Below are 13,081 nucleotides of genomic sequence, written 5' to 3' on the forward strand. Positions count from 1 at the left end.
CGGTGCACCGATCCGTTGAGCCGGTTCAGCCTGTGACACTCGCGGCCGCGGAACTCGGTCGGCCGGTGATGCTTGAACTGTTCCAAACGATGTCTCCGGCTGAACCGCCCGACGGGCGGGACGGTTGCTCACGGCAGGCCCATTCCTGCCTTGAGGAACCGTCTGCCCAGGCGAGAGCGTGTGATCATCTGACAGGTTCTTTACGGGGGCGGGTTTCGCGTGGGTGTTGTGCTGCCGGGGTGGGCGGATGAGGTTCTCGACATCATCGGTGTGTCGTGGCCGAATGTGGATGAGGACGACTATCGCGAAATGGCGACGGCCATGCGGGAGTTCGCCGAGGACATCGACGAAGGTGCGAACGAGGCCCACACCGCGATCCAGGGCTTGGTGGGCTCTTCGGGTGGTTCCCTGGCTGTGGATGCGCTGAACGCACACTGGGGGAAGATCAACGGCAAGCACCTCAAGGGCCTTGCCGACTGTGGACGTATGGCGGCCACGGCTATGGACGGCGTCGCCATCCTGATTGAGGGCGCCAAGATCGGTGCACTTGTTCAACTCGGCATCCTTGCAGCGGAAGTGGTCGCTGCTCAGGCCGCAGCCCCCTTCACCCTCGGCCTGTCCGAGGTCGGTGCGCTGGCCGCTACGCAGGCCACCCGCGTGATCGTCAAACGCCTGTTCAAAGAGGTTTGCCAGGCCGTCGCCGAGCAGGTCATCAGTATGGCGCTCACTCCTGTCGAGGAAGCGCTCGGCGCGATGGTAGGGGACTTGGTCGTCCAGCTCGGCGCCAACGCCCTCGGCGTGCAGGAGGGCGTGGACCTGGGCCGGACCGCGCAGGCGGGCAAGGATGGCTTCGGCCAGGGGGTACAGGACACCAAGGATTCCGCGAAATCGGCTGCCGATAACCCCATGGAGCTCCTCAGCGCCGGTGGCCGCCGCGGCGGTGGCGGGGGAGGGCTCGGAGGATCCGGCAGCGGCGGTGGAGGAGGCAGCAGCAGTTCCGGTGGCAGCGGCGGATTCAGCTTCGACAAGGACGAGCACGACAGGGTCGTTACCGGTCTGCAGAGCGCGGGCGGCACGTTCCGTAACAAGGCCGGCGGCAAGATCGGGCGGGCCAAGAGCCATCACGGGCGTACCCGGGGCAAGGACGCCATCGCCGACGCCGCCAACGCGATGCTGGACAAGGTCATCGAGGGCATCGAGGACGGCGTCAAGAAGACCGCCAAGCACCTCGACGACAACATGACTCGTGGCGTCAAGCAGATGGCCAAGAACCATCACGAAAACGACAAGAGCCTGGCCGACCACTTCAACAGCCTCGGCAAGGAGGGCAGGAAAGACCCCAAGCCACCCAACGGCGGCAGTTCAGGGACCGGCGGCAGTGGCGGCGGCGCGTCACCGAAGCCGAAAGGCCCCCAGTCCAAGGGGCCCTCGAAGAGCGAGGCGTCAAAGCAGGCGGACGCCGACCACCCTCACGACAAGACCCGCAAGGATGACGGCAAGTGCACGGACGGCACCGACCCGGTCGACCTGGCCACGGGCAAGGTTTTCCTGTCCCAGACGGACATCACCCTGCCCGGTGCACTGCCGCTGGTCTTCACCCGTAGGTACGAGTCATCGACCCGCATCGGACGCCACATCGGCCCGTCCTGGTCATCCACCGTCGACCAGCACCTGGAAATCGACGCCACGGAGATCGTGTTCGTTACCGAGACCGGGATGCTGCTGCGCTACGCCATTCCCGAGGCCGGTGAGCGGGTCTTGCCGAAGAGGGGCCCGCGCTGGCCCCTGATGCGCACGCTTCAGGGTGACTGGGCCGTTCATGACCCGGACACCGGACTTACCCGCTACTTCAGCGACGCCCTGCACGCTCCCGGGATCGCTCTGCCCGATGAGATCACGGACCGCAACGGGCACCGGATCATCTTCGACTACGCGGACGAGACCGGAATCCCCTACGCGATCCGGCACAGCGCAGGCTACGAGCTGAAGCTGACCTGTGACGAAGGCGGACGTCTCAGCTCTCTGTATCTGGCGGGCGCCGGCGAGGACGGCACGGACCAGCTGATCAGGTCCTACGCGCACGACGAGGCCGGCAACCTCACCACCGTCACCAACTCCACCGGTGCGGTGACACGGTTCGAGTACGACACCGAGCACCGGATGACCGCCTGGATCGACTCCAACGACTCCCGCTACGAATACACCTACGACCACCGCCACCGGTGCATCACCCAGTCCGGCGCCGAGTGGCACTTGGCGAACCGGTTCACATACGGCGAGGTACGTGCGGAGACCGGCGATCGCACCACGACGCACATCAACGGTGAGGGCGCGAGTACCCGCTACCTCATCAACGACCGGCTCCAGGTCGTGGCGATCACCGACCCCCTCGGCAACACCACCCGCACCACCTACGATGCACACGACCGTCCTCTTCAGATCACCGACCCGCTGGGCGCCACCACGCAGCTCACGTACGACGAGTACGGGCGCCTCGTTTCCGTCGTCCGCCCGGACGGCTCTGCCAGCACCGCCACCTACACCGAGCTCGGCCTTCCGGCGACGGTCACCGGCCCGGACGGCAGGACCGTCCGCCAGGAGTACGACGCCAAGGGCAATCGGACAGCGGTCACCGACTCCGCCGGCCGTACCACCCGCTTCACCCACGACCAACTCGGTCACCTCACCTCGATCACCGACTCGCTGGGAAGCACCACCCGAATCGAGTGCGACGCGGCCGGCCTCCCCCTTGCCGTCACGGACCCGCTCGGCGCCGTCACGGTCTTGTGCCGGGACGAGTTCGGCCGCACCACTTCCGTCAGGGATCCCCTGGGCAACACCACCCTGCACCGATGGACCGCCGAAGGGTTCCTCGCGAGCCGACTGAACCCGGACGCCACCCGGGAATCCTGGTCCTACGACGGCGAAGGCAACTGCATCGCCCACACCGGCGCCATGGGGCAGGTCACCAGCTTCGAATACGGTCACTTCGACCAACTGACGGCACGAACCGGCCCGGACGGTGCACGTCACGAGTTCATCCATGACACCGAACTCAAACTCATGAAGGTCATCAACCCGCAGGGCCTGACCTGGCGCTACGAGTACGACGAGGCCGGCCGTCTGATCTCCGAGACGGACTTCGACAACCGCACCCAGACCTACACGCATGATGCGGTGGGCCGGCTCACCTCCCGCACCACGGCGCTCGGCCACACGATCCGCTTCACTCACGACGTGCTGGGCCGCAGAGTCATCAAGGACGTCGAGGGCGATCTCACTGCCTTTGCCTATGACGCCGCCGGGCATCTGACCCGGATCACCGCTCCCGACAGTGAGATCGCCTACACACGTGACGAACTGGGGCAGGTCGTCACCGAGACGGTGAACGGCCGTACCACCACATTCACCCGCGACGCCCTGGGGCGTCGCATCTCCCGCACCACTCCCACCGGCGCGGTGAGTCAATGGACCTACGACGCGGCAGGACGCACCACCGGACTCGACGTCTCCGGCCGCACCCTGGCCTTCACGCACGACGCGCTCGGCCAGGAACTCTCCCGCACCCTCGGCCACATCACCTACACCAACCAATTCGATGCCCGCGGCCGTCTCGCTGACCAGCATGTCACCGCAGCCGCTGAAACCATCCAGCACCGTGCGTACACCTACCGCGCGGACGGCCATCTCACTGGCATTGACGACCACCTCAACGGCCCTCGCCGCTTCGAACTCGACCCCACCGGTCGGGTCACCACGGTCTCCGCCCACAACTGGAGCGAGACTTACGCCTACGATGCGGCCGGAAACCAGACCCACGCCACCTGGCCCGACCAGCACCCGGCCCCCGAAGCACGGGGCGAGCGCAGCTACACCGGCACCCGGGTGAACCGTGCGGGAACCATCCGCTACGAATACGACCACGCCGGCCGCACCACCCTGCGCCAGAAGACCAGACTGTCACGCAAGCCTGACACCTGGCGCTACACCTGGGACGCCGAAGACCGCCTGGTCACCTGCACCACCCCGGACGGCACCACCTGGCGCTACACCTACGACCCCCTCGGTCGGCGCACCGCCAAGCAGCGCCTGACTGGGGAACTACAACACATTGCTGAGCAGGTGGACTTCACCTGGGACGGCGACACGCTCTGTGAGCAGACCACCCTTGTCCACGGCCAAACCACGCAGATAAGCATCACCTGGGACCACCAGGGCCGTGTGCCCTTGACGCAGCGCGAACGAACCACCGCAGTCCACGCCCCACAGGACGAAGTCGACCAGCGTTTCTTCTCCATCGTCACCGACCTCGTCGGCACCCCGACCGAACTCCTCGACGAGACTGGCTACATCGCTGCCAGCACCCGCGCCACTCTCTGGGGCAGCACCAGCTGGTCGGCAGGCTCCACGGTCCAAACCCCCCTCCGCTTCCCCGGCCAATACTTCGATCCCGAAACTCAACTCCACCACAACTACTTCCGCACCTACGACCCACTAACCGCCCGCTACGCCACTCCCGATCCCCTCGGTCTCGCCCCGGCCCCCAACCCCGCTACCTACGTCCGCAATCCCCATACCTGGTCAGACCCCCTCGGTCTGGCGCCATACAGCAACGGTCCGGAGTCCCAACCCGATGGCTCCGGTCGGGCGACTGTGCGCTGGGATGTTGACAATGAACACGCCACCATCCGAGTAGAAGGCAACGGCAGGTACATGGAGACCGAACAGATCATCAATGGCTGGGATGGAACCGGGAGCCCGAACGGGTATCCCACGACGGGAGCAGGCGCCCAGCGTCTTGGCCCGAACGTGATAGAGCGGACCTTCGATGTGCCTGACGTGAACGCAGCCGTTGAGGCGCAACTGCGTTCGATCAATGCCGACCTAGGCAACTATGATGGAATCCATAACAGTTGCGTCACATACTGCGTCGACATATTGAGAGCAGGTGGAGTGGACATACCAGCAGGGGCGCGAGGAATGATCACACTCAAGAAAATGATGGGTTAGGGGAAGCATGATGAATGAACATGAAGAACACCATGACGCAGTTCTTGCAGAGATTCTTTTGAGTAAGATAGTTGGAGTGGCGCATATCCGACTGGTTGGTGACGTGATCTCAGCCAGAGCTCAACTCAGCATGGGCATGCAAGGGCCCGTCGGTCTGTCCCTCGATCAGCGCGCAGAAATCGTCGAGGTCATCTTGGGGCTGGAAGACGATTACCGCCACGCGTGGGAGGAAGTGACCTCGGCTGTCGATATCGAGCAGCGAATTCCGCACCTTCAAACCCTCGAACGCTCCCTTGCCGCTGCCGTGCAGGGAATCCTCGATGTCGCTCGCCAAAACGATATCGAAGCTGAGCGATTTCGCCTCGAATGAGAAAGATTGCCGAGAGCAGGGGAGTGTGCCCTGCAAGCCGAGCCTTGAGCCCCTTCCGTAGCCGCGCCTGGCGGGCAGCTGGCAGGCGAGCGCCTTGACCTGGGCGGTCTGCAACGCGGTGAACACCGGCGGGCGACCGGGGCGCTTGCGGTCGGCCAACCCGGGTAGTCCCTGCCGGCAAAGCGGCCACGTCAGGTCCGCACGGTGTCCAGGTGCAGGCCCGTATCGCGGGCTACGCGTACGTAGGAGCGACCCCGTGCCGCGTGGAGCACGACGTGGGCGCGGATCCGGGCCCGGTGAGGTGTCTTGTTGCCGTAGGCCTTCTTCTTCTGCCGGTGACGCTCGGAAGCGGTGAGCATCATGGGCACGGCGGATCAGGCAGGCACAGAAGGAAGACGGCCAATCATTCGGGGACGAGGACGGGTCGACACCGTGCTTCAGCACACCAACGGCCCAGGCACGCCCCGAGTGGTCGCTCGGCAGTGAGGCGGCCGTGGCGAAGATCTCCACGCCTAAGGGCTGTCCCGCAATCCCTGGCGGGCGCACGACGACAGCTACGGCACCTCGCCGCGTTGTCGGAACGTCCGGATACGCCCAGTATCCGGACGTCCCTCCGCCTTGCGATGCACCGCATCTGACGCCGTGCGCTGATCCACCAGGGATTACGGGACAGCCCTTAGGCCGATCCGCCGGGGTCAGCGGCGCGGCGCAACGGGTGCCGGTGTTGAGCGTTCCACGATGGCGGGCTTCCGGTTGGCCAACGCTGGCCCGCCCCGCGAGCGAGGGCGGGCCGGCGCCATCCGACGGGCGCTCAGCGCAATTGACTGAACCAGCGGACGATTGCCGCCGTGCCCGCGACGTTGGAGCCGAGGTGCCTGGAACCCTCGAACTCCGGGGTACCGAGATCAACGACCGCCGCACTCACGCCGTGCGATTGCAACGCGGCCTCGCAATGGTCGGTGTTGGCATTGGCCGCCTGCTCGTCCGCACGGGCCGCGTACAGGCGGACCGGGACGCGTGGTGTCCAGGCGCAGATGCCGTCAGCCACCCGCAGCGCCGCGGCCAGTCGGCCGGTCGGGTGGCGCAGCATGTCGAAGCCGCGCGGGGTGAGCAGTGCGTTGATGGTGTTCGGCGTCCCGGCGAAGAGCTGTCGGCCGGTGTGCGAACCGTCGAACAGTGCCTCAACCGTGCCGTCGTACGGCGCCTGGAAGACCTCGGTCGGCGAGTCATACACATGGTGCAGCCGGTTCCATGCGACGAGAAAATACGCCGCATACAGCACACTTGCCTTCGGGTCGAGAGAGCCGTTGAGCAGTGCCGGCAGCTCAGCATTCCGGAAGTCGTACGCCCCACTGACCGGCGCGACGGCTTGGAGTCGGAACCATCGATCGTCACCGGCCTGAAGTGACTGCGCGAGTCCCATCGCCGCCGAGGCGCCCTGGGAGAACCCCGTGACCAGCACATCATGCCCCAGCGCCCGGCCCATACGCGGAACAAAGGCACGGGCTGCCCGCAGCATGTCCAACGAGGCGGTCGTCTCAGACGGCAGATCCATCCAGGGGTGGAGTCCCGGACCGGTGCCGAGACCGAGGTAGTCCGGGGCGACAGCGGCGAACCCGGCGGACGCGTACGTGATGGCGGGCGAGGACACGAACCCGACCTTGTCCATGGAGGACGGGGCGTCGGGCCGGTAGCTGGCAGTGCCATGGGCGAACGACACCGTCCGTAAATGGTGTTCGCGGCTGCGGGGCAGCACCAGCAGTCCGCTGGCGGTGGTCGGCCGACCTGCGGGGTCCACGGTGCGGTACACCAACCGGTAGGCTGCCACCCCGAACCGCGCCGTACTCGCGTCGAATCCGGTGGCGCCCAAGGCCGCAGCAACATCCTGCTTCGTGGGCAGCGTGCTCACCTGCTGAGCGGACACCAACCGTCCGCGATCGCTTCGGGGCACCGCCGCCGAGTCGACTCCGGCCGTCACCGTCGTAGCGGCCAGGCCGGCCAGGCCGGCCAGGACCATCCCGGCGCTCAGCCAACGGAACACGGAACGTGGATTGCGTTCTGGGTATGCGGAATTCATGTCGCTGACGCTACGGACGACCGCACTCGTCTCCAGCCCGGTCAGCTGGCGTATCCGCCCTCGGGCTATCCCTACCACCATCCCGGGGCGCCTGACGAACCTGACGCGGCGGTCCGATATTCCAGAATGTGAAGTTGGAAAACCCTGCCTGGCTACAGGAGCCCTGATGAACGAACTCAACCGCCTCCAGCAGCTCTGCCCTTCACCGGATCCGAGCCCATCACCCATCGAATGGACCGCGGTCGAAAACGCGCTGGGCACTCAACTGCCCAGCGACTACAAAAAACTCGTCGAACGCTATGGAAGCGGCAGCTTCAAGGACTTCCTCAGCGTCCTCCAACCCAACGCTGCCCACGAAGCTCTCGACATCGTAAAGGTGACACCCAGTGCACGCAGCGCGGTAGAGAAGATGAGCGGCCGTTGGTCTGTGGCCGCCAGGCCCGTGGCCAGCGGGGCCTGATGCCCAGGTGGCGGCAGGTCTGACGCCAGGAGTTCTTGGTGTAGGCCCAGGCGTTGTCAGTCAGCACGCGTTCGACGGTGATGCCTTGCCGGGCGAACCAGGCGGTTGCGCGGGTGAGGAAGGCCGCGCAGGTGGTGGCGGCCTCATCTCGCCGGAACCGCCGATACCTGAGCGTCGGCAGATCAAGAACACCACTCCCGAATGCAAGGACCAGGCGCCAATCGCCGGCGCCGCGGTAGCGCGGGCGGTGAGCCCACCGGCTTCGACAAGACGATCTGCAAGCGCCGCAATGAAGCCGAACGAACGATCAACGCGCTCACGAGCTCCCGTGCCGTAGCCACCCGCTTCGACAAGAGGGCGTACGTCTTCTACGGCACCGTGACCACCGTCGCGGTGTCCCGCGCGCACGGTGCGCGGGACACCGGGTTCTCATGGCTCGGTGTTCGCTTGGCTCAGTTCTTGCCGGTGACCGAGGCGTCGGTCACCGTGCACTCCGGGTCGGCAGTTGGCCGCAGTCACCGCCGGCGCACTTGCTCAGCCAGTCGGTGAAGTCGGCGTCGTACCTGGTACCGATGGTGTCGCGGAGCAGGCTGTGGGCGGCGTCGTACTCGCCTGCGCGGTAGTGGCCGAGCAGGGTGGCCACATCCTCAGGGTGTGACTGGAGCATGTACCGGACGCCCAGGTAGCCCCACTGGTAGATACGGGTGGTGTCGGCGTTGTCGTAGGTGGTCTCGAAGAGCTGGCTCAGCTGGTACGTGCCCTTGCCCGCCTCCTCGATCGCCCGGTCGTAGGTGATGCCGCGGTACGAGTAGGAGACGTACTCGGCGAAGCCCTCGACCCACATCACGGTCGGAGTGGTCTGCCCGGCTGCGAAGTCGCCGTGCATGTCGAAGCGACCGTCGAGGTAGTGGGTGTACTCGTGGTTGAGGTTCCAGATCTGGAAGGCGCCGTCCTGGGCCGGCTGCTCGTAGGCGATGAAGCGCGGCTGGTTGCCCTCAGCGGCCGGGTCGCCCTCCAGGTACATGCCGCCGTTGTTGGTGTCGATACCGAAGACGACACCGGCGTAGGTCTTGTAGTCGGTGCTGGAGTTGAAGGCGACGATCTCGATGTTGGTGTTCTTGTCGTCCTTGACCGGGCCGTTGTCCTTGACGATGCCGTGGAAGACCGGGTCCTGCTTGAGGATGCTGTCGCACGTGGCCGAGAGTTCGGACGCGGTCAGCTCCTGCGCGAGGATCTTCGCGCTCGGACCGCATTCGTGCTTGATCGTCAGTACCGCGTCGCGCACGCGGTTCTGGAGGTCACAGGTGTCGTACTCGGCGCAGTTCGCCTTGTCGAACTCATCCGTCATCTCGGCGAGACCGACCCAGAGCGGGGCGGTGCGCCCAGTGATCTCGCTGCGGCCGAGCAGCTCCTTGACCAACGGCTTGACGGTGTCCTTGAGTTCGGCGTGTTGCAGGAAGCGGCTGAGTTCCCGTCCGGCGTTGCTGGCCAGGTAGGACTTGTCGGTGCCGAGCAGATCGTCGTGGGCGACGGCGAAGTCACGCAGTCCGGTGAGGACGCTCGGGTCGGCCTTCACGGCTTCCACGAATTCCGGCAGCTGGTGGCCGCGGAACAGCACGGTGTAGGTGTTGTTGACCGCCGCGAGCATTCCGTAGAACTGGTCGTACGACGAGTTGTAGTCCTTCTGTAGACGCTTGACCACGTTGAGGAACCGGGCGTTCTCTTCGGAGCTGTCGATCAGGATGACCGTCTCGGCCAGGGTCTCTCCGTTGGCCTCGGTGACATCGAAGGCGTGGGACGAGCCGAAGAAGCCGTCCAGGGCGCCCTGAATGGCGCTCTTCAGCACCGGGCCGTATTCGCCGACGTTCTCCGGCTGGTTGTACTGGATGTAGTAGCCGGCCCGCAGGTACAGCACTACCTGGGCTGCGGAAGTGCTGTTGTCCCCAGGGTAGTTGGTCGCGACATCCTTGAACGCGTTCGCCACCGTGACCATCTGTTCCTCACGGAAGAGGGCCTTGGAGTCCTCACCGGACACGTTGAACAGCGTGTTGATGCAGGTGGTTTCCGACTGCTTGATCTGCTCGACCAGTTCGGTGCCGGTCTTCGAGGTGAAGTCGCTGACGTTACAGTCCGCCACGGCCTTCGCCGCGGAGCGGGCCTTCTTGCGTTCTGCGGCGTTCTGGGCCGCGGGGAGCGGAGGGCGCAGCGCGGAGTTCGCGGGCTTCGTGGCCGATCGCGAGGGGGTGGCGGCGTGTCCGGGGGCGAGATCGGCGGCGAGCACGGTGGCGGAGGCGGGCTGTGGGGCGGGGGCCGACCTCGGTGCGGGCTTGGGTGCCCCGGCGTCGGCCGGTGCCGCCTCGCCGTTGGGGGCGAGCATGGTCAGCCCCAGGCCGACGGCGGCCACGGTGGATATCAGCAGTTGGGCGAGTTTCTTCACTGTGGGGGGTCTGCGCATAGCGATGGCCTCCAGGCCGGTCGGCAGCCGCGCGAGGGGCACGGCAGTGGGGGGTGCGGACCTTGATGGCAACGGGAGTTGAACACTCTCGGAGCTGTCGTGCCCGCGAAAAGTGTGACCGTACAATGTCACAGTTCACGTGTTAGTGAGAAGAGGGTTGCAAGTAACAGAACGAGCCCCCTTGGCGTGCCTCCGGTGCGTCTCGCCGGGCTTCGGTGAGCGCTGCGGCGCTGGTTTCGACGGAGAGGCCGGCCCGTCAACGGCCTTGACGTGGTGGCTCTTCGGGACTTGCCGTGAGGCCGGTGCTGTCCGGGGAGCGCTTCCGTGGCGGGGGACCGCCGCCCGAGCGGCGCCGCCGTCCGCCGGCCGGGTAGGTCAGGGCGCGACCGTCACTGGTCGGGCCGCGTGCGGGTTCAGTTCCCGCCAGCGCGCGTACACCGGGCTGTCACTGCATGTGGCCAGATAGCCGTCGGCGACTCGGCGCAGGATTTCGGTGCCGTACGGTGCGAGCGGGCCGTCGTGGTGCCAGGCCAGAAGGTGCCGGTACCACAGGGGGTTTTCGGCCAGGGGGCGGACCGAGACGCCGGGTACCTCGATGAACGTGGCCTGGCAGAGGCTGACGGCCAGGCCTGCCCGCACGATCTCGATCAGCTGCCGCCCCTCCGCTTCATAGGGGGCGAAGGGGGCGCGGCCGGCCGAGGTGCAGACGGAAGCCCAGTACTCGGGGGTCCGGTCGCTGTCGGGCCGGGGGACCGCCCAGTCCTCCTCCAGGAGTTCGACCAACGGGACCTCGTCCCGCGTGGCGAGCGGGTGGGCCGCCGGCAGGAGGGCGAAGACCGGTTCGTTGACGATCGTGTGGAGTGCCACGCCCGCATGCTGCGGCAGCTCCTGGCCGGGGTGGTCGCCGAGTACCGCCGCTTCCAGGCGGCGCGCGGCGAGGTCGTCGAGCAGAGCGACGGGGGAGTACTGGCAACGGCAGGTCAGGTCGGCCTCGGGCAGCAGTGCTCGGACGGCCAGGAGGAGGTGCCCCAGAAGCGGGGCACCGACCGAGCCGACGCGGATCCGGTCCACGGCTGTCATACGGCGGGCGGCACGGGCCGTGTCGGAGAGCAGTCCGTCGATGCCCGGCAGTAGGGCGCGGGCCCGTCCGATGACCAGCTCGCCGAAGGGCGTGGGGACGGTGCCCGACTGACGCCGGTCGAACAGGGGCCCGCCCAGAGCGGCCTCGATACGGCGCAGCTGGGCGCTGAGTCCTGGTTGGGTCATACGGAGCGAGGCGGCGGCGCGGGTGAGGCTCCCCGCCTCGGCGATCGCGCACACCACCCGCAGATGCCGTATCTCCAGGTCCATGGCGCGGATGTTATGGACTGACGACAGCTTTCGGACAGGGGCGTGCGTCCGCAGTCTTATGTGACATGACACACGCGATGGGCATTTATGGAGAGGTAGTGATGACGTGAGACGGCCACATCTCTTGCCGCGTACACGGTGGGTGCCAGGCACACGGTCGGCGTTTCTGTGGGTGTTGCTCGCCGCCCTGCTCCCGCTTTCGTTCCTCCTCGGCGCCCCGGCCGCTCTCGGCGCCCCGGCCGCCGACAGCGCGTCGGCCTGTGCGCTGCGCGGCACCACCGGCTGGACGGACGAAGGGCACGACACGGACTTCTCCGTGTTCCAGCGCCCGGCGGGAACAATCAAGGCAGCCATGGTCTTTGTGGACTTCCCGGATGCCCCTGCCCCTTCCGCCGAGTCCCCGGCTGACGACGCCGCACAGGTCACGCCCGGGGCGGACTGGCTGTGGAACGCCTCGTACGGCAAGGCATGGCTGGATATCACCCAGCACCGGCGCTGGACGAGGATGCCGCACAACTCCACCGATTACGGATACGAGCGTGGGATGACGCACGAGCAACACGAGGCGTACCTCAAGGACGCGGTCGCGGCGGCCGATCCGGACGTGGACTTCTCGCGGTACGACATGGTCTATGTCGTACCGACGAAGAACGCGTCGGCGGTCTCCTACACCCCCACCTATGTCTACGAGCCGGGAACGGCGGGCGTCGTCGCCGATGGCAGGCGGGTCAAGTGGGCGGTCACCTTCGGCCAGGACATGTGGCACTGGGGGAAGAAACTGGTGGCCCACGAGACCGCTCATACCTTCGGGCTGCCCGATCTGTACGCCTTCGACAAGGGCGACGACGAGCACCGCTTCGTGGGCGGATGGGATGTGATGGGTCTGATAGGCGGGGCCGGGCCGCAGTACTTCGCCTGGCACTCCTGGAAGCTGGGCTGGACCGATGACAGCCAGGTCGTGTGCCGGGCCTCGGCGGGCAGCGATACCGTGCGCCTCACCGCCGTCGAGTACGGGTCCGGCACCAAGATGGCGGTGATACCCACGGGCCCCTCCACCGCGTACGTCGTCGAATCGCGGCGGGCTGTCCACGCGGATACCGGCCTCTGCGCCACCGGTGCGCTGGTCTACAAGGTCGACTCCTCCGTGAAGTCCGGTGAAGGGCCGATCCGGGTCATGGACGCCAAGCCGAGGGCCACCCCGGCGTCGGGCTGTCGTCCCCTGGACGACGGCCCGTTCTGGGCCGGGGAGACGTTCACCGACTCCGCCGCGGGTGTCCGGATCGAGGTGCTGAGCGCCGACGGGAACGGCGAGACCGTGCGGATCACCAAGTCGTAGCGTGATGCGGACGGTTGTGCCCC

Annotated in this window: 8 protein-coding genes and 2 pseudogenes; 4 read left to right on the forward strand and 6 right to left on the reverse strand. The window is 66.6% G+C overall.

All coding sequences use genetic code 11. The annotated features are described in order from the left end of the window. The first annotated feature begins 219 nt into the window (after positions 1 to 219). Complete coding sequence (locus M8I34_RS09170) at positions 220 to 5,010, forward strand: DUF6531 domain-containing protein (protein ID WP_250048740.1); 4,791 nt, start codon at positions 220 to 222, stop codon at positions 5,008 to 5,010. A gap of 109 nt (positions 5,011 to 5,119) precedes the next feature. On the opposite strand, the gene M8I34_RS09175 is transcribed toward M8I34_RS09170, so the two are convergent. The 3 genes from M8I34_RS09175 to M8I34_RS09185 form a co-directional block, all read right to left on the reverse strand. Then, a complete protein-coding gene (locus M8I34_RS09175) occupies positions 5,120 to 5,539 on the reverse strand; it encodes a helix-turn-helix domain-containing protein (protein WP_250048741.1) in 420 nt (139 codons plus the stop codon). Positions 5,540 to 5,571: 32 nt separating this feature from the next. Further along, entirely contained in the window at positions 5,572 to 5,742 is a 171-nt protein-coding gene (locus M8I34_RS09180) for a helix-turn-helix domain-containing protein (RefSeq protein WP_250048742.1), read from the reverse strand. Between the two features lie 449 nt (positions 5,743 to 6,191). Next, positions 6,192 to 7,457, reverse strand: coding sequence for a S9 family peptidase (locus M8I34_RS09185; protein ID WP_250048743.1), 1,266 nt, complete (start codon positions 7,455 to 7,457; stop codon positions 6,192 to 6,194). 166 nt (positions 7,458 to 7,623) lie between these two features. On the opposite strand from M8I34_RS09185, the gene M8I34_RS09190 reads away from it, so the two are divergent. Then, positions 7,624 to 7,917 (forward strand): SMI1/KNR4 family protein, encoded by a 294-nt coding sequence (locus M8I34_RS09190; protein ID WP_250048744.1) that lies wholly within the window; start codon positions 7,624 to 7,626, stop codon positions 7,915 to 7,917. Here the strand turns inward: M8I34_RS09190 and M8I34_RS09195 are convergent. Then, a pseudogene (locus tag M8I34_RS09195) lies at positions 7,871 to 8,065 on the reverse strand (DDE-type integrase/transposase/recombinase); the annotation flags it as partial. The gene M8I34_RS09190 and the pseudogene M8I34_RS09195 sit on opposite strands and share 47 nt — an antisense overlap. Here M8I34_RS09195 and M8I34_RS09200 point away from each other — a divergent pair. Next, positions 8,055 to 8,313 (forward strand): annotated as a pseudogene (locus tag M8I34_RS09200) (IS5/IS1182 family transposase); the annotation flags it as partial. The pseudogenes M8I34_RS09195 and M8I34_RS09200 sit on opposite strands and share 11 nt — an antisense overlap. Before the next feature lie 85 nt (positions 8,314 to 8,398). Here the strand turns inward: M8I34_RS09200 and M8I34_RS09205 are convergent. Continuing rightward, entirely contained in the window at positions 8,399 to 10,372 is a 1,974-nt protein-coding gene (locus M8I34_RS09205) for a collagenase (protein WP_250048745.1), read from the reverse strand. Positions 10,373 to 10,747: 375 nt separating this feature from the next. After that, positions 10,748 to 11,722: a LysR family transcriptional regulator gene (locus M8I34_RS09210; RefSeq protein WP_250048746.1), complete on the reverse strand. Its 975-nt coding sequence runs from the start codon at positions 11,720 to 11,722 to the stop codon at positions 10,748 to 10,750. Between the two features lie 142 nt (positions 11,723 to 11,864). Between M8I34_RS09210 and M8I34_RS09215 the strand changes: the two genes are divergently transcribed. Then, complete coding sequence (locus M8I34_RS09215; protein WP_250048747.1) at positions 11,865 to 13,058, forward strand: M6 family metalloprotease domain-containing protein; 1,194 nt, start codon at positions 11,865 to 11,867, stop codon at positions 13,056 to 13,058. The last annotated feature ends 23 nt before the right edge of the window (positions 13,059 to 13,081 follow it).

The organism is Streptomyces sp. MCA2, assembly GCF_023544705.1.
GTDB lineage: Bacteria > Actinomycetota > Actinomycetes > Streptomycetales > Streptomycetaceae > Streptomyces > Streptomyces decoyicus.

Excerpts from the sequence above, each read along its gene's own strand:
- M8I34_RS09210 (WP_250048746.1), bottom strand. The coding sequence starts at position 11,722 with ATGGACCTGGAGATACGGCATCTGCGGGTGGTGTGCGCGATCGCCGAG.
- M8I34_RS09180 (WP_250048742.1), bottom strand. The coding sequence starts at position 5,742 with ATGATGCTCACCGCTTCCGAGCGTCACCGGCAGAAGAAGAAGGCCTAC.
- M8I34_RS09185 (WP_250048743.1), bottom strand. The coding sequence starts at position 7,457 with ATGAATTCCGCATACCCAGAACGCAATCCACGTTCCGTGTTCCGTTGG.
- M8I34_RS09190 (WP_250048744.1), top strand. The coding sequence starts at position 7,624 with ATGAACGAACTCAACCGCCTCCAGCAGCTCTGCCCTTCACCGGATCCG.
- M8I34_RS09205 (WP_250048745.1), bottom strand. The coding sequence starts at position 10,372 with ATGCGCAGACCCCCCACAGTGAAGAAACTCGCCCAACTGCTGATATCC.